This window comes from Amycolatopsis sp. FBCC-B4732, assembly GCF_023008405.1.
Taxonomy (GTDB): Bacteria; Actinomycetota; Actinomycetes; order Mycobacteriales; family Pseudonocardiaceae; genus Amycolatopsis; species Amycolatopsis pretoriensis_A.
Map to the genome: position 1 here is coordinate 3,127,546 of NZ_CP095376.1, position 18,825 is coordinate 3,146,370.

24 protein-coding genes are annotated in these 18,825 nt (G+C 71.2%); 10 read left to right on the forward strand and 14 right to left on the reverse strand.

Annotation, left to right across the window (positions count from 1 at the left end):
- Window positions 1-13: 13 nt before the first annotated feature.
- Window positions 14-781, forward strand: a complete 768-nt coding sequence (locus MUY14_RS13390; protein ID WP_247023310.1) for a polyprenol monophosphomannose synthase — start codon at window positions 14-16, stop codon at window positions 779-781.
- Here MUY14_RS13390 and MUY14_RS13395 read toward each other — a convergent pair.
- A complete protein-coding gene (locus tag MUY14_RS13395) occupies window positions 768-1,520 on the reverse strand; it encodes a class I SAM-dependent methyltransferase (RefSeq protein WP_247023311.1) in 753 nt (250 codons plus the stop codon). The two genes, MUY14_RS13390 and MUY14_RS13395, sit on opposite strands and share 14 nt — an antisense overlap.
- A gap of 35 nt (window positions 1,521-1,555) precedes the next feature.
- On the opposite strand from MUY14_RS13395, the gene MUY14_RS13400 reads away from it, so the two are divergent.
- Window positions 1,556-2,350 (forward strand): PIG-L deacetylase family protein, encoded by a 795-nt coding sequence (locus tag MUY14_RS13400; RefSeq protein WP_247023312.1) that lies wholly within the window; start codon window positions 1,556-1,558, stop codon window positions 2,348-2,350.
- On the opposite strand, the gene MUY14_RS13405 is transcribed toward MUY14_RS13400, so the two are convergent.
- Window positions 2,283-3,032, reverse strand: a complete 750-nt coding sequence (locus MUY14_RS13405; RefSeq protein WP_247023313.1) for a DeoR/GlpR family DNA-binding transcription regulator — start codon at window positions 3,030-3,032, stop codon at window positions 2,283-2,285. The two genes, MUY14_RS13400 and MUY14_RS13405, sit on opposite strands and share 68 nt — an antisense overlap.
- A gap of 48 nt (window positions 3,033-3,080) precedes the next feature.
- On the opposite strand from MUY14_RS13405, the gene MUY14_RS13410 reads away from it, so the two are divergent.
- Entirely contained in the window at window positions 3,081-3,713 is a 633-nt protein-coding gene (locus MUY14_RS13410) for an NUDIX domain-containing protein (protein WP_247023314.1), read from the forward strand.
- Between the two features lie 153 nt (window positions 3,714-3,866).
- Here MUY14_RS13410 and MUY14_RS13415 read toward each other — a convergent pair whose 3' ends face one another.
- From MUY14_RS13415 to MUY14_RS13425, 3 genes are all read right to left on the reverse strand, one after another.
- Window positions 3,867-4,214, reverse strand: coding sequence for an RNA polymerase-binding protein RbpA (locus tag MUY14_RS13415; protein WP_003081521.1), 348 nt, complete (start codon window positions 4,212-4,214; stop codon window positions 3,867-3,869).
- 226 nt (window positions 4,215-4,440) lie between these two features.
- Entirely contained in the window at window positions 4,441-5,205 is a 765-nt protein-coding gene (locus tag MUY14_RS13420; protein WP_247023315.1) for a thymidine kinase, read from the reverse strand.
- A 21-nt stretch (window positions 5,206-5,226) separates the two neighbouring features.
- A complete protein-coding gene (locus MUY14_RS13425) occupies window positions 5,227-6,627 on the reverse strand; it encodes an MFS transporter (protein ID WP_247023316.1) in 1,401 nt (466 codons plus the stop codon).
- Window positions 6,628-6,871: 244 nt separating this feature from the next.
- Here MUY14_RS13425 and MUY14_RS13430 point away from each other — a divergent pair, with 244 nt between their 5' ends.
- Window positions 6,872-7,543: a transglycosylase family protein gene (locus MUY14_RS13430; RefSeq protein ID WP_247023317.1), complete on the forward strand. Its 672-nt coding sequence runs from the start codon at window positions 6,872-6,874 to the stop codon at window positions 7,541-7,543.
- A 43-nt stretch (window positions 7,544-7,586) separates the two neighbouring features.
- Here MUY14_RS13430 and MUY14_RS13435 read toward each other — a convergent pair whose 3' ends face one another.
- Window positions 7,587-8,378, reverse strand: coding sequence for a glycerophosphodiester phosphodiesterase (locus MUY14_RS13435; protein WP_247023318.1), 792 nt, complete (start codon window positions 8,376-8,378; stop codon window positions 7,587-7,589).
- Between the two features lie 66 nt (window positions 8,379-8,444).
- On the opposite strand from MUY14_RS13435, the gene MUY14_RS13440 reads away from it, so the two are divergent.
- Entirely contained in the window at window positions 8,445-8,816 is a 372-nt protein-coding gene (locus MUY14_RS13440; protein ID WP_247023319.1) for a hypothetical protein, read from the forward strand.
- Between the two features lie 4 nt (window positions 8,817-8,820).
- Here the strand turns inward: MUY14_RS13440 and MUY14_RS13445 are convergent, their stop codons facing one another.
- From MUY14_RS13445 to MUY14_RS13465, 5 genes are all read right to left on the reverse strand, one after another.
- On the reverse strand, window positions 8,821-9,810 hold the full coding sequence (locus MUY14_RS13445; protein WP_247023320.1) for a tyrosine-type recombinase/integrase: 990 nt from the start codon (window positions 9,808-9,810) through the stop codon (window positions 8,821-8,823).
- Between the two features lie 544 nt (window positions 9,811-10,354).
- Entirely contained in the window at window positions 10,355-10,795 is a 441-nt protein-coding gene (locus MUY14_RS13450) for an SRPBCC domain-containing protein (protein WP_247023321.1), read from the reverse strand.
- A gap of 2 nt (window positions 10,796-10,797) precedes the next feature.
- The gene (locus MUY14_RS13455; protein ID WP_247023322.1) at window positions 10,798-11,133 is read right to left on the reverse strand and encodes a metalloregulator ArsR/SmtB family transcription factor; all 336 of its coding nucleotides are present in this window, start codon (window positions 11,131-11,133) and stop codon (window positions 10,798-10,800) included.
- On the reverse strand, window positions 11,130-11,576 hold the full coding sequence (locus MUY14_RS13460) for an SRPBCC domain-containing protein (protein WP_247023323.1): 447 nt from the start codon (window positions 11,574-11,576) through the stop codon (window positions 11,130-11,132). Before MUY14_RS13460 ends, MUY14_RS13455 begins: the two co-directional genes overlap by 4 nt.
- A gap of 32 nt (window positions 11,577-11,608) precedes the next feature.
- Window positions 11,609-12,124: a GNAT family N-acetyltransferase gene (locus tag MUY14_RS13465; protein ID WP_247023324.1), complete on the reverse strand. Its 516-nt coding sequence runs from the start codon at window positions 12,122-12,124 to the stop codon at window positions 11,609-11,611.
- 43 nt (window positions 12,125-12,167) lie between these two features.
- Here MUY14_RS13465 and MUY14_RS13470 point away from each other — a divergent pair, with 43 nt between their 5' ends.
- Window positions 12,168-12,731 carry an XRE family transcriptional regulator gene (locus MUY14_RS13470; protein ID WP_247023325.1) on the forward strand — a complete coding sequence of 188 codons (564 nt, stop codon included), beginning with the start codon at window positions 12,168-12,170 and terminating at the stop codon, window positions 12,729-12,731.
- A 10-nt stretch (window positions 12,732-12,741) separates the two neighbouring features.
- Here MUY14_RS13470 and MUY14_RS13475 read toward each other — a convergent pair whose 3' ends face one another.
- On the reverse strand, window positions 12,742-13,701 hold the full coding sequence (locus MUY14_RS13475) for an SDR family NAD(P)-dependent oxidoreductase (protein WP_247023326.1): 960 nt from the start codon (window positions 13,699-13,701) through the stop codon (window positions 12,742-12,744).
- A 22-nt stretch (window positions 13,702-13,723) separates the two neighbouring features.
- On the opposite strand from MUY14_RS13475, the gene MUY14_RS13480 reads away from it, so the two are divergent.
- Genes MUY14_RS13480 through MUY14_RS13490 form a run of 3 tightly spaced genes read left to right on the forward strand, consistent with a single transcriptional unit; the run spans window position 13,724 to window position 16,353 of the window.
- Complete coding sequence (locus MUY14_RS13480; protein WP_247023327.1) at window positions 13,724-14,140, forward strand: hypothetical protein; 417 nt, start codon at window positions 13,724-13,726, stop codon at window positions 14,138-14,140.
- A gap of 1 nt (window position 14,141) precedes the next feature.
- On the forward strand, window positions 14,142-14,747 hold the full coding sequence (locus MUY14_RS13485) for a TetR/AcrR family transcriptional regulator (protein ID WP_247023328.1): 606 nt from the start codon (window positions 14,142-14,144) through the stop codon (window positions 14,745-14,747).
- Complete coding sequence (locus MUY14_RS13490) at window positions 14,731-16,353, forward strand: acyl-CoA dehydrogenase family protein (RefSeq protein ID WP_247023329.1); 1,623 nt, start codon at window positions 14,731-14,733, stop codon at window positions 16,351-16,353. The genes MUY14_RS13485 and MUY14_RS13490 overlap by 17 nt, the downstream gene beginning before the upstream one ends.
- Here the strand turns inward: MUY14_RS13490 and MUY14_RS13495 are convergent.
- Entirely contained in the window at window positions 16,350-16,841 is a 492-nt protein-coding gene (locus MUY14_RS13495) for a pyridoxamine 5'-phosphate oxidase family protein (protein ID WP_247023330.1), read from the reverse strand. The genes MUY14_RS13490 and MUY14_RS13495 overlap by 4 nt on opposite strands.
- A 76-nt stretch (window positions 16,842-16,917) precedes the next feature.
- Window positions 16,918-17,451 (reverse strand): TetR/AcrR family transcriptional regulator, encoded by a 534-nt coding sequence (locus tag MUY14_RS13500; protein WP_247023331.1) that lies wholly within the window; start codon window positions 17,449-17,451, stop codon window positions 16,918-16,920.
- Window positions 17,452-17,528: 77 nt separating this feature from the next.
- Here MUY14_RS13500 and MUY14_RS13505 point away from each other — a divergent pair, with 77 nt between their 5' ends.
- On the forward strand, window positions 17,529-18,740 hold the full coding sequence (locus MUY14_RS13505) for an FAD-dependent monooxygenase (protein ID WP_247023332.1): 1,212 nt from the start codon (window positions 17,529-17,531) through the stop codon (window positions 18,738-18,740).
- Window positions 18,741-18,825 lie beyond the last annotated feature (85 nt).

Here is an 18,825-nt window from a genome sequence, read left to right on the forward strand (position 1 = left end):
CGGAGGAGCACGGATGTCGCAGGCGCCGCGGGGGGCCCGGGAAATCGATCCGGTGCTGGTGGTGATCCCGACGTACAACGAACGGGAAAACCTCGGCCCGATCCTGGATCGCTTGCACAAGGTACTCCCGGACGTGCACGTGCTCGTGGTGGACGACGGCAGCCCGGACGGCACCGGCGAGCTGGCCGACGAGCGCGCGGCCGCGAACGACCACGTCCACGTGCTGCACCGCACCGAAAAGGCCGGCCTCGGCGCCGCCTACATCGCCGGGTTCCGCTGGGGCCTGGCACGCGAGTACAACACGATCGTCGAGATGGACGCCGACGGCTCGCACGCGCCGGAGGACCTGCCGCGCCTGCTGGACGCCGTCGGGGACGCCGACCTGGCGATCGGCTCCCGGTACGTGCCGGGCGGCGCCGTGGTGAACTGGCCGCTCAACCGCCAGGTCCTCTCCCGCGGCGCGAACGTCTACTCGCAGCTCGCGCTGGGCATGCGCGTGCGGGACATCACCGCCGGGTTCCGCGCCTACCGCCGTCCGGTGCTGGAGAAGCTGGCCCTCGACGAGGTCAACTCGCACGGCTACTGCTTCCAGATCGACCTGACCGTGCGCACGGCCGACGCGGGCTTCGAGATCGTCGAGGTGCCGATCACGTTCACCGAGCGCGAGATCGGCGAGTCGAAGATGAGCGGCTCGATCATCCGCGAGGCGTTCCTGCGGGTGGCGAAGTGGGGCGTGGAGCGGCGCTGGCACCAGGTGCGGCGGCTGGTCAAGCGCGGCTGAGCCGCGCGGTCACGAGCCACGTCCGGGCCCCGAGGAGCACGCCTTCGGGGGTTTCGTGCGCGGCGAAGGCGTCCCGCAGGCGCGTCACGGCGTGTTCGTCGCCGTCGGGGAGCAGCTGCTTGACGTCGAGCAGGCCAAGCGCGAACTCGGTCGCCGTGGCGGCGTCCGGGCCGTAGCAGACCGGTTCGCGCAGTGCGGTGAACTCGACGCCGGTGAAGCCGGCGCCTTCGAGCAGCGCCCGGGTGCGGCCGGGGTCGCCGAGGGAGAAGTGCGGCCCGGGCGGCGGTGGCTCGGCGCCCGGGGCCAGCGCGTCGCGCAGCAGCGAGTACCACTCGTTGCGGTCGCGGTCCTGCCACACGAGCAGCACCAGGCGGCCGCCGGGACGCAGCGCGCGGGCGAGGTTGGCGAAGGCCGCGGGCGGGTCGGGGAAGAACATCGCGCCGAACCGGGACAGCACGACGTCGAACGCGGCCGCCGGGAACGGGTGCGTCTGGACGTAGGCGACCTCGAACGCCGCGCCGCCGAGCTCGCGGGCCTTGGCGATGGCCGGCGCGGAGAGGTCGACGCCGAGCGCGTTCGCGCCCGCCGCGGCGGCTTCACGCGTGGACTCACCGGTGCCGCAGCCGACGTCGAGGACGTCTTCGCCGGGCCGGACGGCGGCCACCGCCCGGAACCGCTCGTTGTGCCTGCGGACCTCCTCGTCGAAGATCGCCGCGAACCGGGCCCGGTGTGCACTCACGTCGTCTTCTCCCGTTCTGGGCCATCATGGGGCCGATGACGACCATCGTGGCCTTCCACGCCCACGCTGACGACCCCGTGCTGCTCAGCGGCGGCACCCTGGCCCGGGCCGCGGCCGACGGGCACCGGGTGGTGGTCGTCGTGGCCACCGACGGCATGGTCGCCGAGCACCCGACACCCCGCTGGGGTGAGCTGGAGGCCGCGGCGGCCATCCTCGGCGTGCGGCGCGTCGTGCACCTGGGGTACGCCGACAGCGGGCACGGGCCGGAGCTGTACCCGGACCCACCCGGCCGGCAGCGCTTCGCCCGCGCGGACACCGAGGAAGCCGCGCACCGGCTCGCGGCCCTGCTGCACGAGGAGCGGGCCGACCTGCTGCTCGGCTACGACGCCCACGGCGGCTACGGCCACCCCGACCACGTCAAGGTGCACGAAGTGGCGCGGCGGGCGGCCCGGCTGACCGGGACCCGGCTGCTGGAGGCCACGCTGCCCCGCGACTTCGCGCTGCGGTTCGTCCGGGTGCTGCGGGCGCTGCGGATCCCGTTCCGGTACGACGCCGAGGCGCTCGAGCACGCCTACAGCCCGGGTGCGGCCGTCACCCACCGCTTCGACGTCCGGCGCTTCGCCGGGCGCAAGCAGGCGGCGCTCGCCGCGCACGTGTCCGACGTCCGCGGTCCCGGGCGGCTCTCGGCGGTGCTGCGGCTGCTCGTGTGGCTGCCGGCACCGCTGTTCGCGGTGGTCGCGGGCCGTGAGTGGTTCGCCGAGGTCACGCCCGCAGGATCGGCACCCCGAGGTCTGCAAGTTCCTGCACGTTCTGGTCGGCGGAGTCGGTGATCACACCGGCGACGTCGGCGAAGGGCAGGACGGGGAACCGCGACGCCGCGCCGATCTTCTCGGCGTTGGCCAGGACGTAGGTGTCGGCCGCGCGGCGGGCCAGGGTGCGTTTCATCGCGGCTTCGTCGGCGTCGCCGGTGGTGAGCCCGGCCTCGGGGTGCACGCCGGTCACGCCGAGCAGGAAGACGTCGGCGCTGATCGCCTGGGCGGCCTCGGCCGCGGCGGCGCCGCAGGTGACGGCGGAGTGCCGGAACAGCCGCCCGCCGAGCAGGAAGACCTCGACGCCGGGGTGCTCGAGCAGCGCGACGGCGACGGTCGGGCTGTGGGTGACGACGGTGGCCTCGAGGTCGCGGGGGAGGGCGTTGGCGACGGCGAGGGTGGTGGTGCCGCCGTCGAGGATGACGGTCGACCCGGGCCGGACCAGCCCGGCGGCGACCGCGGCGACCCGGTCCTTGCCGGCCACGGCGATGGCGGTGCGGCCGGCGTAGTCGGCGAGCGCGGGGGAGACGGGCAGCGCCCCGCCGTAGACACGCTGGCACAGCCCGGCCGCGGCCAGGTCGCGCAGGTCCCGCCGGATGCTGTCCTCGGAGACCCCGAGCTCGGCCGCGACGTCCTTCGCCAGCACCTTGCCCTCACCCGCCAGCCGGGCGAGCAGCAGTTCACGGCGTTCCCCGACCAGCATGCACGGTCCTCCTTGTTTCTTCCGAGTCATGCACATTATGGTCGCGACATGACCTCTTCGACAAGCCCGGCCCGCAACCCGCGCGTCCGGGTCACCGACGTCGAGCTGCTGTCCTCGGCCTGGTACGTCCTGCGCCGCACGACGTTCGACTTCCAGCACCGCGACGGCCGCTGGACGACCGAGCAGCGCGAGACCTACGACCGCGGCAACGGCGCCACGGTGCTGCTGTACGACCCGGCGGGCGGCACGGTGCTGCTCACCCGCCAGTTCCGCTACCCGGTCTACGTCAACGACCACCCGGACGGCATGTTCCTGGAGACGGCCGCGGGCCTGCTGGACACCGACGACCCGGAGACGGCGATCCGCCGCGAGGCCCAGGAGGAGACGGGCGTCCGCATCGGCGCGCTGGAGCACGTGTTCGACGTCTACACGAGCCCGGGCTCGGTCACCGAGCGCCTGCACTGCTACGCGGCCCCGTACGACCCGGCCGACCGCGGCGCGGGTGGCGGGATCGCGGCGGAGGGGGAGGACATCGAGGTGGTGGAGCTGCGGTTCGAGGACGCGCTGAAGATGATCGGCACGGGGGAGATCGCCGACGCGAAGACGATCATGCTCCTGCAGTGGGCGGCACTGGCCGGCCCGTTCAGCGCGAGCGGGTCCCGGCGGCGAGCAACGTCATGAAAGGGTCGTTCACCTCGCCGGACGCGGTGAAAGGGTCGTTCATGACATCCGGGCCCGGCGCGCTGAGGTCCGGGTAGGTGAAAGGCCCCCGCGGGGGGAGGTCGCGGGGGCCTTTCCGTCGTGGTGGTCGCGGTTGCTACGGGCTGAACGGGACTACGCGGACCGGGAGGTCCGGCGACCCTTCAGCTCGGCGAGACGTTCGTTGAGCAGGTCCTCGAGCTCGGGGATCGTGCGCCGTTCCAGCAGCATGTCCCAGTGGGTGCGCGGCGGCTTGACCTTCTTCTGCTCGGGCTGCCCACCGTCGACGATCTCCGATTCGCTGCCGTGCAGGCGGCACTCCCAGACCGTCGGGATCTCGGCGTCGTCGGAGAACGGCACCTCGAACTCGTGGTTCTTCGGGCATGCGTAACGCACGGTGCGGCGTGGAGCGAGGTCGTGGTTGCGGTCGGTCTCGTAGCTGACCGCTCCCAGCCGGCTTCCACGAAGAACACGGTCGGCCATAGTGGGGTCCTTTCAGTCAGCTCCGGGGTGGAGCCAGGGTGATGCTCACCCTATGCAACGACTCAGGGCCCCCGGGGATTCCCGGGAGACCATGTCGTTGCTCACGATGAGCTGCGTCACCCGCCGGCATCAGCTTCCTCTAGTAGGAGGCGTTTCGCGCTCCGGCGTGACGTCAATACGGCCTTCTTAGTGCTGATATCCCCCGGATGGGCTACTGGGGCCTGACTCAGGTCAACCGTAACTGACCGTGATGAGCAGTAACCGGCCCCAAGTCACCCGATCGAAAGTGGCGGCGACACAATACCTGATAACGCACCGTAGCGAATTCGGCCTCAAATCGTGCTGAAGCTGAAGTTTCAACTACGGATTGTTCGGTATCTGCCACCACGACGGTATCGCCTTCCCGCACGACCTCGCCGTCGACCACCCTCGCGTTGAACCGCCCGGGCAGCCCGCACCAGCACAGCACCTCCACCTGGACCGGCTGCAGCTCGTCCGCCAATTCGAACAGACGAGCGGCTCCCGGGAACAGCCGGCTCCGGAAGTCCGTCGCGATCCCGAAGCAGTACACGTCGATCTCGACCTCGTCGGCCAGCTCCGCCAGCTGGTCGACCTGGGCGGGGGAGAGGAACTGCGCCTCGTCCACCACCACGTAGTCCACGTGCTGCCCGCGCGCCCACTCCTGCCGGACCAGGTCCCGCACGTCGGTCTCTTCGACGACCTCCACCGCCTGCCGCGTCAGCCCGATCCGGCTCGAGATCTGCGGCGCGCCCGAACGGTCGTGGCGCACCAGGATCAGGCCACGCCGCCCCTGCCGGGCGTGGTTGTGGTCGATCTGCAGCGCGAGCGTCGACTTCCCGCAGTCCATCGGCCCGTAGCAGAACTTCAGCCTGCCCACCGGCGGCGTCCCGCGGCGCGAACCGGCCGCGGGGACCGACGACAGGGCGTCCGTGGGGTCGGGGCCGGCGGCCCGGTCGTTCACAAAGGTCACGACCGTCGACCCTATCGGGGCCTAGAGCACCTCCGGCGGGGTGTTGCCCGCCGCCACGATCGCCCGCCGCACCGGCACCAGCCACACCAGCACCAGACCCGCCGCGAAGAAGATCACCAGCGCCACGATGGCCAGCCGGAACGACCCCGTCGCCTGCCCGACCCCGGCGAACACCAGCGGCCCCAGCCACGACGTCCCGCGCTCGCCCACGACGTAGAGCGAGTAGTACTGGGCGTCCTTGCCCGCCGGGATCATCTGGCTGAACAACGACCGCGACAGCGCGTTCGTTCCCCCCAGCACCAGCCCGATCCCCACCGCCACCGCGAGGAACTGCAGCATCTGCTTCGGCTGCACGAAGTACGCCCCGGCCAGCACCACGACCCACAGCACGAGGCTGCCCAGGATCGTCCGCTTCGCCCCGATCCGCCGCGCCACCAGCCCGTGCAGCGTCCCGCCCAGGTACGCCACGAACTGGATCACCAGGATCGTCATGATCAGCACGCTGTTGCCGAAGCCCAGCTCGTCCTTGCCGTACTGCGCCGACACCGTGACCACCGTGTTGATGCCGTCGGTGAAGACCAGGTAGCTGCCCAGGAAGGCCAGCGTCAACGGGTACGCCTTCGCCGACACCAGCGTCTGCCGCAGCTCCGCGAAGCCCGCCCGCAGCACCGTCCGGCCCGGCACGACGTCGACCGGGGTGTGCCGGCGGGGGAGCCGGCGCACCGCCGGGATCGTGAACGCCGCCCACCACAGCCCCGAGGTCAGGAAACAGATCTGCACCGCCATGCCCTCGCTGACCCCGAACGTGGCGTGCCCGAGGTAGAACCCCAGCTGCAGCGCCAGCGCCAGCCCGCCACCCAGGTACCCGAACGCCCAGCCCTTCGCCGAGATGTCGTCCCGCTCGTCCGGGCTCCCGATGTCCACCAGGAACGAGTAGTAGACGACCAGCGAACCGCCGTAACCGATGTTCGCGATGATGAACAGCACCACGCCCAGCTGCCAGTCCGACCCCGCGAGGAAGAACATCGCCGCCGCGGCCGCCGCACCCAGGAACGCGAACCCGCCCAGGATCCGCCGCTTGTTGTGACTGCGGTCGGCCACCGCACCCGCGATCGGCAGGACCAGCACCTGCACCACCGTCGCCACCGACAGCAGGTAGCCCCACACCGAACCGGCGGGGAAGTGCAGCCCGAACAACGTCACGTCGCAGTTGTGCAGCGTGTCCGCCTTGCCCGCCGCGTTCAGGCAAGCGCGGTCCCCATTAAGGGTGAAGTTCGTCTTCGCGTCCGCCGCCGCGATCTCGCTCATGGACAACGCGCCGAACACCGTCGTCGACGACGAATAGAACGGCGAATTCGCCCAGTCGTAGAAATACCAGCCCCAGCGCTCGCGCTTGGTCGAGCGCGTCCCGGCCAGCGTCATCCACGGCTCCTTCGAATCAAGAACTTCCAGGTCAGCGCGGAGACTACTGGGAGGTAGCGACGACGCTCACAGCACCGCCGAAACCGTGTCCGGTTTGTCGCATCGCGCGCATCCGCCACTTCCGGGGCAATCACGGTCCCGCCGTCACCGCGTGTCGCGAACAGATGTGAACGGTGTTTCATGTGAGACTGAGGCGCGCAGTGTGTCCCTTGTGGTCAGTGGGGCACACTCCTACTGTGCTCCCATGATCCAGATCCGGAGACGCACCGTCGCGAGAGTCCTGCTCCTCGCCTTCGCCGCCATGGGTCTGCAGCTGACCATCCCCGCCGTCGCCTCCGCGGACCCCGCGCCGACCGCCTGGGCCAAGCTCCGCATGTGCGAATCCAGCGGCCGCTACGCCACCAACACCGGCAACGGCTACTACGGCGCCTACCAGTTCGACCTGCCCACCTGGCGCAGCGTCGGCGGCACCGGCCGCCCCGACCAGGCCGCACCCGCCGAACAGGACTACCGCGCCCTCTACCTCTACCGCATGCGCGGCTGGCAACCCTGGCAGTGCGCCGGCATGCTCAAGCTCGCCGGCGACGCCGACGCCCGCAGCAAGCGCGTCCCCACCTACGCCGACTCCGCCTACATCGGTGGCGGCCCCGCACCCCAGCCCACCCCGCCGCCCCCCGGCGGCCCGATGCCCGCCTGGCCCGGCGTCGTCTACTCCTACGGCGACTGCGCCGCCCCGCTCAAGGCCTTCCAGCTCCGCATGAACGCCTACGGCTACGGCTTCACCGGCACCGGCTGCTACTACGACAAGACCCGCACCGCCGTCCTCGACCTCCAACGCGCCAACGGCATCAAGGACAGCGGCCTCCTCGGCCCCAAGACCTGGACCGCCGCCTGGCAGGGCAAAGCACCCCGCTGACCCCCTCGTGAGTGGTCAGGGCGGTCAGAACCGCCCCAACCACTCACGAGCCCTGCGACCGCTGCCACGCACCCCGCTCGATCAGCACCTCGCGCAGCAGGTCCGGCCGGTCCGTCACGATCCCGTGCACCCCCAGGTCCAGCAGCATCCGCATCTCCGCCGGATCGTCGATCGTCCACGTGTGCACCTCGATCCCGGACCGACCCGCGATCGACACGAACGCCTTGTCCACCACCCGCAACGCACCCTGCCGCACCGGCACCTGCGCCATCGCCCCCAGCACCAGCCGGCCCAGGGGGAGCAGCGGCAGCTTCCCCCGCGCCCACAACGCGAACGCCGACCGCGGCCCCATCGCCGTCACCAGCTTCGGCCCCGCCAGCTTCCGCAACCGCATCAAACGCGCGTCCGAAAACGCCGCCGCCGCCACCCGGTCATGCGCACCCGTCCGCTCCAGCACCCGCACGAACGGCTCCACCGCCCGATCCACCTTCACGTCGATGTTGAACCGCGCGTCCGGGAGCTCCTCCAGCACTTCCTCCAACCGCGACAACGGCACCTTCCCATCGACCTTGACGCCCTTCAGCTGCTCCCACGTCTGCGCCGCGATCGCCCCGGCACCATCGGTCGTCCGGTCCAGGTTCGCGTCGTGGTGCACCACCACCACACCGTCCGCCGTCGCGTGCACGTCCGTCTCGAGGTACCGGTACCCCTCCGCGCACGCCCGCTGGAACGCCGGCAGCGAATTCTCCAACCCGTCCAGCTCATCGAGGTGCCACCCCCGGTGCGCGAAGGCGCGGGGGAGCGGATCGGCCAGGTACGGGAACGACGGCTGCATCCCCCAAGTGTGCACTTCCGCCATGACCCCGGCATGACCCGGCGATGGCCAGCTAGGGTCTCCCGGGTGAGGGAAGCCGCCGAACTGACCCAGCTCGAACCCGTCCCGGCCCGCCGCGGCGCCCCCAAGCACTGCGGCTGGTGCGGCCGCCGCCTCCCGGAAGCCGGCAACGTCGGCCGACGGCGCCGCTACTGCGGCCAATCCTGCCGCCAGCGCGCCTACGAACGCCGCACCGCACTCCAGCGAAGCGGACTGCCCGAAGACGCCGTCGTGCTCTCCGACACCGAGATCGCCGCCCTCCAGGACCGCCTCTTCCAGCTCCGCTGCGCCGCCGAAGACATCGTCACCGCCGTCGACGACGGAGCGGACGCCCGCGAACTACGCGGACTCGCCGACGAAATCGCCCGCGCCGCCAAGGACCTCGAACAACTCCGCTGACCCCTCACGACCCCGCGCCCAACCCGTCCAGGGCCCGGTACGTCCGGTTGCTCGCCGCCGCCGCACGCTGCTCACGACCCGTCGCCTCGATGTAGTTCTGGCTCGTCGCCAAGCTCGCGTGCCCCAGCAACGCCATGATCTCCGACGCCGTCGCCCCGTCCTCTGCCAACCGCGTCGCGAACGTGTGCCGCAACGCGTGCAAGTTCGCCCCCGCCGGCACCCGGTCGTGCAACCCCGCACCCCGGTAACACGACTTCACCAGGTACTCCAGCGCACCCCGCCCGATCGGCTCACCCGCCCGGTCCAGCAGCAACGGCGAACCAGGGGAGGACCGCACGTTCGGGAACCGCACCCGGCACGACTCCCGGTACCGCTCGATCAGCTCCGCCAGCACCGGCTGCACCGGGATCGACCGATCCCGGCTGCCCTTGCCCTTCACGTGCAACCGCAGCTCACCCGCACGCCCCACCAGCGACCGCGACGTCAGCGCCCGCATCTCCGCCGCCCGCAACCCCGCCACCAGCCCCAGCGCGATCACCAGCACGTCCCGCTCCGGCCACGGATCCCGCGCGCGCCGCGACCCGGCGGCGGCCGCCGACAGCAGCTGCTCCGGGGTTTCCTCACCCCGCAACGGCTTCGGCGTCAACGCCGGCGTCCGCGGCCGCGCCACCGCACCCATCGGGTTGCCCGGCAGCAAGCCGTCGGCCACGCAGAACGTCAGGAACTGGTTCCACGTCGACCACGCCCGCAGCACCGAGCTCTTCGCGTGCCCGTCCGCGAACGCGCCGAACGCCGACCGCAGCGCCGGTCCGGTCAGCTCGGCCACCTCCAGGTCCTCGGCGGGGCGGCCGAGCTCCGAAACCAGGAGAGTGGTGATCCCGGCGAGGTCCCGCCGGTAGGCGTCGGTGGTGTGCGGCGAGTCCTTGCGCGGCCGGCGGGCGGCGAAGAAGGCTTGCTGTGCCTCGGAAAGCCTCATGTGGATCTTGTACCGCACAGCACCGACAATTCCGGTGCCCGGGTCCCCCGACATTTCATGCATAATTGCCATTATGCATGAAATGTCGGTTTAGCCCGGAGTGGCCCCCTGGGGGATCCGGGTCTTTCGCGAAGGCGATTTCAGGCCCCGAATCGCCTCTCGATGTCCACGACGGGGATGCGCACGTATGTTCGAGTACCCGGCCGGCCGTGGGTCGCCTCAGGAGGCCGGATGACCCGAGGCGACCCACGACGACGTTTTGCGTCGTCGACCTGACATCTCCGGAGACCCACTTGACCCTAGAGTTTCGTCACCGTGACGTTTTGGGGTCGAGTGGCAGGACATCGGCTCTGCGGCTCCAGGGGATGCTCCTGCGACCCCCAGAAGGCGCCTTCAGGGTTGCGTGGCGCCTGACGCGGGAGAACGGCGGACCGTAAACCTCAGGAGAAGCCGTCCTGGCGAAGCGAACACACCACCGCCGGGCCCCGGCTTTGGCACCCCTCCTGGCTTCCCGTCGCAGCGTGTCCCTAAGTGCCGATAATGTACATTATGTCAAGTAACGTCAGTGCCAGTCGCTGATCATGACGTCCCGTGGTGCCGGGGCGCCCTCCCCGGTCTCCACGAGCTGCTTGAGGCTCATCAGGTAGATCGCCCACTTCGTGCTGCAGTGGTGCATGAACTCGACAGCCTCGCGCCAGCCCTCGTGCTTGAAGAGGACGATCGTGTAGTCGTCGCGCTGCTCCAGGTCCCAGCGGATCGTCGTGCCGATCCACTCGGGCGGGCCGTCGACGACCTCCCAGCGGACGAGCCGGGCCGGGTCGAGCTCGATGACCTTCATGTCGAAGCCGCCCGGGATGAAGCGGAACGCGATGACGTCGCCGACGCCGGTCTCCCCTTCGGTCTTCTCGGTCCACCAGCCGGCGAGGCCGTCGATCGTGGTGAGCGCTTCGTAGACCTTGTCCGGCGTGGCGTTCTGGACGCCGATGCGGTGCAGGATGTCCATTTCTACTGCTTCTTCCGTTCGATGGTTTCGGCGATGTGCCTGATGCGGCGGAGCCGGGCGTCCCAGGCGTTGCCGACGTCGGTGAGCTGCGCGACGGCGCGGGCGAGCTGGGTTTCGTCGACGCGGAACTGCTTTTCGCGTCCTTCGGCCTGTGCGTGCACGAGGCCGACGCGGTCGAGGATGGCGAGGTGCTTGGCGACGGCCTGGCGGGTCACCGGGAGGTGCTCGCTGAGGCTGGTCGCGGTCCCCCGGCCTTCGGTGAGCAGGAGGTCGAGCATGCGGCGGCGGGTGGGGTCGCCGATGGCCGACCAGAGGTCGTCGTCCACGGTGGTGCTCACCGGGTGGCCCCCACCTCGGCGGCGCGGGCGGGCAGGCGGGGCAGGAAGTGGTCCCAGCCGCTTTCGTGGTCGGCGTATTCGGCGGCGATCTTGGCTTCGTCCCAGCCGCGTTCGCGGAAGCCGGTTTCGGTCATCCGCAGGCGGGTGCCGGTGGCGGTGGGTTCGAGTTCGAAGACGACGAGGAAGGAGTTGCCGGGTGCGGCGGTCTCCCCCTCGGCGTGGGTCCAGCGGAAGGAGAAGAGCTTCGGCGGGATGGCGTCGACGACGGTGAAGCGGACTTGCTGGCCGTCGAAGGCGATGTGGCCTTCTCCCCCGGGTTCGACGGGGTAGTCGGCTTCGTCGGGCCACCATTCGCGGACGTGTTCGGGGTTGCTGACGACGTCGAAGACGACGTCGGGGGTGGCGTCGATGTGGAGTTCGCGTTCGAGGGTGCCGTGGTCCATGTCCGCTCCTTTGTGCAACGTTTGGTTGCGTGTCACGTTAGCTCGCGGGGCGCGGATGTGCAACCTTCAGTTGCGTTGAGGTCGTGCTGCACCCAGGCGACGTCGTGCCAGGCGCCGTGCTTCCAGCCGACGCGGCGGTAGACGCCCGCCGGCTCGAAGCCGAGGGTGCGGTGCAGTCCGGCGCTCGCTTCGTTCGGCAGGGTCATGCCGGCGAAGGCGCGGTGGAACCCGCGCTCGCGCAGCCGTTCGAACAGCTCCTCGTACAGGGCGCGCCCGGCGCCGGTGCGGCGGCGGCCGCGTTCGAGGTAGATGCTCGTTTCGCAGGACCACCGGTAGGCGGCGCGGGCGGCGAACGGGGTGGCGTAGGCGTAGCCGGCGATGTGGTCGTCGTCTTCGAGGACGAGCCAGGCGTGGGCCGCGGTGATGCGGCGGGCCATTTCGGTGGTGTCGGGCGCTTCGGTTTCGAAGGAGATGACGGTGTCGGTGACGTAGGGCGCGTAGATGGCCGCACAGGCGGGGGCGTCGGCGGTGGTGGCATCGCGAATCATGGCTCATATGGTAGCCAGAATGGGTCGTATAGTATCCTCGGTTATGACCGATCCCCTGTCCGCCCGCTTAGCGGCCACCGTGCACGCCACCCGCACGTCCCGCGGTCTTTCGGCCGCGGCGCTCGCCGACCGCTCGGGGGTGTCGCGCGCGATGATCGGCAAGATCGAGCGGGGCGACGTCCAGCCGACGGCGGCGTTGCTGGCGAAGCTGTCGGACGCGCTGGGCCTGACGCTCTCGGAGCTGATCGCCCGAGCCGAGGGCGACGAGCGGCGGCTGGTGCGGGCGGCGGACCAGCCGGTGTGGGTGGACCCGGAAACCGGCTACCGCCGCCGCGCCGTCTCCCCCGCCGCCGGCCGGCCGCTGGAGCTGGTGGAGGTCGAACTGCCCCCCGGCGCCGAGGTGGCGATGGCGGCGGGGACGTACGCGTTCCTGCACCAGCAGATCTGGGTGCTGGCCGGGCAGCTGCGGTTCCACGAGGGTGCGCAAGTGCACGAGCTGGCGGCCGGGGACTGCCTGCAGCTGGGCGCGCCGTCGGACTGCGTGTTCGCGAACCCGGGTGCGCTCCCCTGCCGGTACCTGGTGGCGTTGCTCAAGCACGCCACCTGACGGTGATCGGTCAGGTGGCGTCGACGCCGGTGAGTTCGGCCGACAGCGCCCACAGGCGGGCGGCTTCGCTCGGGTCGATGGCGTAGTCGCGGACACCCACCCGGAGGCCGACGTCGGTCACGCCGTCGCCCTCGGGGGCGAGTCCGGCGATGTCGCAGTCTTCGAGGTAGACGCCGCCGTGGCCGTCGAGCTGGGGTGAGGTCGCGGCCCAGACCTGGGTGGCCGCGCCGGCTTCGGGGGTCTTGAAGTAGCCGCTGGGGACGCCGTTTTCGTCGACCCAGCCCTGGGCGACGCGCTCCTCCTGCGGGATGTGGCGGGCGAGGTTGGTCAGGATCGAGCCGGGGTGCAGGGCGAAGGCGCGTACTCCGCGGTCGCGGCCGAACCGGTCGAGGTGGACGGCGAAGAGGATGTTGGCCGTCTTGGCCTGGCCGTAGGCGAGCCACTTGTCGTAGCCGGTCTCGAAGTGGGGGTCGGCCCAGCGGACGGGTGAGAAGTGGTGGCCGCGGGAGGAGACGGAGACGACGCGTGCGCCGTCGGTGATGGCCGGCCAGAGGCGGTTGACCAGGGCGAAGTGGCCGAGGTGGTTGGTGGCGAACTGGGCTTCCCAGCCGGGCCCGACCCGGGTTTCGGGGCAGGCCATGATGCCGGCGCTGTCGATGACGACGTCGAGGCGGCGGCCGGTGTCGAGGAAGCGGTCGGCGAAGGCGCGGACGCTGTCGAGGTCGCCGAGGTCCAGTTCATCGACCTCCGCGAGGCCTTCGAGCGCGGCTTCGGCGGTGGCGCGGCGGCGGGCGGGGACGACGACGTGGGCGCCGGCGTTCGCGAGGGCGCGGGTGGTTTCGAGGCCGATGCCGGAGTAGCCGCCGGTGACGAGGGCGAGCTTGCCGGTGAGGTCGATGCCGTCGAGGACTTCGGCCGCGGTGCTGGTGGCGCCGAAGCCGGAACCGATCTTGTGCTGCGGGGTGGTCATGGTTTCGACGGTAGGAGCTGGAGTGCGCTCCAGCGCAAGCACGCGGGAGGATCTCGTGGAGTGGGTGCTGGTGCTGAGGTGCGGCGGTTCCGGGAAGCCGGTGTTCGCGCGGCGGCTCGGTGTGTTGATCGCGGCGCCGCGACGGATCCTGGACGGCGACCTCGGACCGTACGACGTCCTGGAGGTGCGGCTGGCGGCGGACACAGCGGTGGTGCTGAACCCTTCGCCGGCGCGGTGTGCGTGGCGCGCGCTGCGCCGGGGACGTGAGCGCTGGGACTTCGGGCGGTGGCTGCTGATCTACCGGTGGCGGCACCTTGCGGAACTGCGGCGGGCGCTGCCGGCGTCCGATGTGGACGTCGTCGAGCTGCGCTCGCCTCGCGCGGTGGCTGCTTCCTCGGCCGCGTTGACTGAAGCAGTGAATCAGTGCTTCACTTCTTGACGTGCCCTACCGCCGCACCCCCAAGGTGCAGGAACGCCTGGATGCCCAGCGCGAGACGATCGTCGCCGCGGCGACCGAGCAGCTCGCCGAGCACGGCTACGGCGGGTGCTCCGTTGCCGCCGTCGCCGAGCGCGCCGGGGTCGCCGTCGGCAGCGTCTACAAGCACTTCCCCACCAAGGCCGACCTGGTCGTGCACGTGTTCCGGCAGGTCGTGACCCGCGAGGTGGAGGCCGTGCGGGCCGCGTCCGCGCGGCCGGGTGAGCCCGCCGAGCGGGTGCTGGCCGTGTTCGAGACCTTCGCCCAGCGCGCGCTCAAGGCGCCCCGGCAGGCCTACGCGCTGCTCGCCGAGCCGGTCGACGCGCTGATCGACGCCGAGCGGCTCGAGTTCCGGCGGGCGTTCACCGAGGTCGTCGCCGAGCACGTCGCCGCCGGGGTGAAGCAGGGCGCGCTGCCGCCGCAGGACGGCCGGCTGACCGCCGCCGCGCTGGTCGGGGCCGCCGCCGAAGTTCTCATCGGTCCGTTGACCAGCGGTAACGCCGGTGACGTCGCCGAGCTCCGCACGTTCGTCGTCCGCGCTCTAGGAGGTTCCGATGCCCGCCACGCATGAGGTCACCAACCAGGTCCCGCCCCTGGCCGGCCACGACGCCGGGGACGACCCCGCGCTGCTCGAAGGGCTGGAGCGGGCGGGCGCGGGCTGGGCCGCGGCCGAGGTGCACGAGCTGGGCCGGCTGGCCGGGAGCGAGCAGGTCCAGGAGTGGAGCCGGCTGGTCAACGAGAACGAGCCGGTGCTGCGCACCCACGACCGCTACGGCAACCGGATCGACGAGGTGGAATTCCACCCGCACTGGCACGACCTGATGACCGTCGCGGTGAGCCACGGCCTGCACGGCACGCCGTGGCAGGACCCGCGCGAAGGCGTGCACGCGGCCCGCGCGGCGAAGTTCTACGTCTGGGGCCAGGCCGAGGCCGGGCACAGCTGCCCGATTTCGATGACCTACGCCGCGATCCCGGCGCTGCGCGCCAACCCCGAGCTCGCCGCGCGGTACGAGCCGCTTCTGGCCGCGACCGAGTACGACTTCGGGCTGCGCGAGCCGGGCACCAAGCGCGGCCTGATCGCGGGCATGTCGATGACCGAGAAGCAGGGCGGCTCCGACGTCCGGGCCAACACGACCACCGCGACCCCGAGCGCCGACGGCAGCTACACCCTCGTCGGGCACAAGTGGTTCACCTCCGCGCCGATGTCGGACATGTTCCTGACGCTGGCGCAGGCGCCGGGCGGGCTGTCGTGCTTCCTGCTCCCCCGCGTCCTGCCCGACGGTTCGCGCAACCCGATCCGGCTGCAGCGGCTGAAGGACAAGCTGGGCAACCGGTCGAACGCGTCCTCGGAGATCGAGTACGACGACGCCGTCGGCTGGCTGGTCGGCGAAGAGGGCCGCGGGGTCCGCACGATCATCGAGATGGTCAACAACACCCGGCTCGACTGTACGCTGGGCAGCGCGTCCGGGATGCGGCTGGGCGCCGTGCGCGCGGTCCACCACGCGACCCACCGGCACGCCTTCGGCAAGGCGCTCGTCGACCAGCCGCTGATGGCCAACGTGCTGGCCGACCTGGTGGTCGAGTCCGAAGCCGCGACGACGGTGGCGATGCGGCTGGCCGCGGCGGGCGACCGGACCGGCGACCCGCAGGAGCAGGCGTTCCGGCGGCTCGGGCTGGCGGTGTCGAAGTACTGGGTGTGCAAGCGGGCGCCGGCGCACGCCGCCGAAGCCCTCGAATGCTTCGGTGGCAACGGTTACGTCGAGGAGTCGGGCATGCCGCGGCTCTACCGCGAGGCGCCGCTGTCGTCCATTTGGGAGGGTTCGGGCAATGTGGCGGCGCTGGACGCGTTGCGCGCCATGGGCAAGCAGCCCGAATCGGTGGCCGCGTTCTTCACCGAGGTCGAGCAGGCCGCCGGCGGCGACGCGCGGCTGGACGACGCCGTCGACCGGCTCCGCAAGGAGCTGACCGACCTGGACGCGATCGAGTACCGCGCGCGCCGCGTGGTGGAGTCGATGGCGCTGGTCCTGCAGGGCTCGCTGCTGGTGCGCCACGGCCACGCGGCGGTCGCGGACGCGTTCTGCGCCTCCCGCTTCGGCGGCGACTGGGGCATCGCCTTCGGCACGCTCCCGGCCGGCGTCGACACGGGAGCGATCATCGAGCGCGCCGCCGTGCGCTAGCCGCGTTCGGCTCGCCGCCGGGCGAGCTCCTCGACGGCGCTGGGGAGGGTCACCTCGAAGTCGATGAGCTTCGCCCAGGTCGGGGTGACGACGATGCGGACCATGCCGTCGTAGAGCGAGCGCACCTCGCGCTCCCACTCCACGCGCTGCTCGGACGTCATCTCGTAGCTGCCGTTCATCGTCAGGTACTCCTGCGGGATGCCGTCGACGACGTCGAGCTCGGCGCGGCCGCGCAGCAGCAGGATCTTCGGCGGGTGGGACTCGGTGTCGATCGTCATGGCGACGGCCGGGTTCGCCCGCAGGGAGCGCAGCTTCGGCATGTTCTTCGCGGTGCACATGACGATCTCCGCGCCGTTCCAGGTGAACGCCATCGGGACCGACCTCGGGGTGCCGTCCTGGGCGACGTAGGCCAGGCGGGTGATGTCGCGGGCCAGCAGTTCCTTGCTGTAGGGCCGGTTCAGCACCTCGGTGATCTCGTTCTGCTCCACGGTGTCCTCCGTCTCCGGGGCGGCCGGTGGTGGCCGCTGCTACCCCTGGGACGGAGCCGTCACCGGGTTTTCGACATCAGCCGCCGAGCGCGTCGAGGGCGCCGGCGACCGCGGCGGCTTTGAGCTCCTCGACGGGGGCGTCGGGGAACTGCATGCAGACGTCCTGGAGGCCGCCGAGGGCCAGGATCGCGCGGGCCTGGCGCGCGAGCGTCGGGGACGGGCCGCAGATCAGTTCAGTGAGCCGGGTGCGCCAGCCCAGCACCTTGTCGATCAGGCCGAGCTCCGCCAGGGTCGGCATCTCGGCCAGCAGCATGATCACGTCCGCGCGGTGGCGGTAGTTGAAGTCGAAGAACCCCTCGATCAGCTCCCGCACCGGCGCGTCGCCGCGGGCCTCCTGGGTGCGGAGGAACGCTTCGCCGTCGTCGAGCATGGGCTGGACGATGCTGAGCACGAGGTCGTCGCGGGACGGGAAGTGGTAGTAGAGCGCGGGTTTGGTGATGCCGAGCCGGCCGGCGATGTCCTGGAGGCTGGTGCGCTGGACGCCCTGGCTGGTGAACAGGTCGCGGGCGACGTCCAGGATGCGCTGCTTGGTGTCGGAGGGTTTCGGCACCCGCCCAGCATAACTGACTTAACGATAGGTAAGGACCCGTGGTACAACTTACCTACCGTTAAGTCAGGGAGGTACTCATGCGGATCCTCGTCTCCGGCGCGAGCATCGCCGGCCCCGTGCTGGCGTATTGGCTCAGCCGTCACGGCTTCGACGTCACCGTCGTCGAACGCGCCCCGGCGCTGCGCAAGACCGGCGGCCACGCGGTCGACCTGTTCCGGCCCGCCATGGACATCACCGAGAAGATGGGCGTGCTGCCCCGCGTGGAAGCGCTCAAGACCGGCACCACCCGGATGACCCTGCACCGCGAAGGCGTCCGCCGGCCGGCGCGGGTGGACCTGTCGAAGATCTTCCAGGCCACCTCCGACCGGCACGTCGAGATCATGCGCGACGACCTCGGCGAGATCTACTACGACGCCGGCCGTGACGACGTCGAGTACCTCTTCGGCGACTCCGTCACCGCCCTCTCCCCCGACGGCGACGTCACGTTCGAGCACGCCGCGCCCCGCCGCTTCGACATCGTCGTCGGCGCCGACGGGCTGCACTCGAACATCCGCCGCCTGGTCTTCGGCGAGGAGGCCGGGCTGACCCGGTTCATCGGGGCGTACCTGGCGGTGCTGTCCCTGCCGGACACCCTCGGCCTCGACGGCGAGACGGTGATGCACCTCGGCGCCGGCCGCACCGCGGGCATCTACAGCGCCCGCCACCTCGACGACGCCCGCGCGGTGTTCCTGTTCCGCCGCGACGAGGAGCTCGGCTACCACCACCGCGACGTCCTGCGGCAGAAAGAACTGCTGCGCGAGGCGTACGCCGGGATGCACCCGCAGGTCGACGAGTGGCTCGCCGGACTGGACGGGCCGGGCCCGTTCTACTTCGACTCGATCACCCAGCTGCGGCTGGACACCTGGTCACGTGGCCGCGTCACCCTCGTCGGTGACGCGGGCTACTGCCCCGGCCCGGCGGTCGGCGGCAGCACGAGCCTGGCGGTGCTCGGCGCGTACGTCCTGGCCGGCGAGCTGGCCGCGGCGGGCGGCGACCACGAACGCGCGTTCGCCGCCTACGAACAGGAGATGGGCGAGCTGGTCCGCAAGAGCCGCGCCTTCGCCGTCGGGGCGGCCCGGAGCCTGATCCCGGCGTCGCGGGCGGGGGTCTGGGCGCTGACCACCGGCGGCCGGCTGATCTCGGCCCTGCCGGCCGGGGTGAGCCGCGCGGTCGCGAAGCTCAACACCGGCGGTGTGCGGATGCACGACTCGATGCCGGTCAAGGACTACGAGGTCGCCCCGGTGGCCTGACGGTGGTGCTCGGCGTCGGCCGCGGCACCCGAGGAAGCACGGGCGGGCGCGCGGGGAGGAGCCCGCGCGCCCGCACCCCCAGTGG

Coding starts and splice junctions, on each gene's coding strand:
- MUY14_RS13400 (WP_247023312.1), top strand. CDS start 1,556: ATGACGACCATCGTGGCCTTCCACGCCCACGCTGACGACCCCGTGCTG.
- MUY14_RS13410 (WP_247023314.1), top strand. CDS start 3,081: ATGACCTCTTCGACAAGCCCGGCCCGCAACCCGCGCGTCCGGGTCACC.
- MUY14_RS13470 (WP_247023325.1), top strand. CDS start 12,168: ATGACCGATCCCCTGTCCGCCCGCTTAGCGGCCACCGTGCACGCCACC.
- MUY14_RS13450 (WP_247023321.1), bottom strand. CDS start 10,795: ATGGACATCCTGCACCGCATCGGCGTCCAGAACGCCACGCCGGACAAG.
- MUY14_RS13505 (WP_247023332.1), top strand. CDS start 17,529: ATGCGGATCCTCGTCTCCGGCGCGAGCATCGCCGGCCCCGTGCTGGCG.
- MUY14_RS13430 (WP_247023317.1), top strand. CDS start 6,872: ATGATCCAGATCCGGAGACGCACCGTCGCGAGAGTCCTGCTCCTCGCC.
- MUY14_RS13405 (WP_247023313.1), bottom strand. CDS start 3,032: ATGCTGGTCGGGGAACGCCGTGAACTGCTGCTCGCCCGGCTGGCGGGT.
- MUY14_RS13465 (WP_247023324.1), bottom strand. CDS start 12,124: ATGATTCGCGATGCCACCACCGCCGACGCCCCCGCCTGTGCGGCCATC.
- MUY14_RS13490 (WP_247023329.1), top strand. CDS start 14,731: ATGCCCGCCACGCATGAGGTCACCAACCAGGTCCCGCCCCTGGCCGGC.
- MUY14_RS13425 (WP_247023316.1), bottom strand. CDS start 6,627: ATGACGCTGGCCGGGACGCGCTCGACCAAGCGCGAGCGCTGGGGCTGG.
- MUY14_RS13390 (WP_247023310.1), top strand. CDS start 14: ATGTCGCAGGCGCCGCGGGGGGCCCGGGAAATCGATCCGGTGCTGGTG.
- MUY14_RS13475 (WP_247023326.1), bottom strand. CDS start 13,701: ATGACCACCCCGCAGCACAAGATCGGTTCCGGCTTCGGCGCCACCAGC.
- MUY14_RS13415 (WP_003081521.1), bottom strand. CDS start 4,214: ATGGCCGACCGTGTTCTTCGTGGAAGCCGGCTGGGAGCGGTCAGCTAC.
- MUY14_RS13435 (WP_247023318.1), bottom strand. CDS start 8,378: ATGCAGCCGTCGTTCCCGTACCTGGCCGATCCGCTCCCCCGCGCCTTC.
- MUY14_RS13460 (WP_247023323.1), bottom strand. CDS start 11,576: ATGGACCACGGCACCCTCGAACGCGAACTCCACATCGACGCCACCCCC.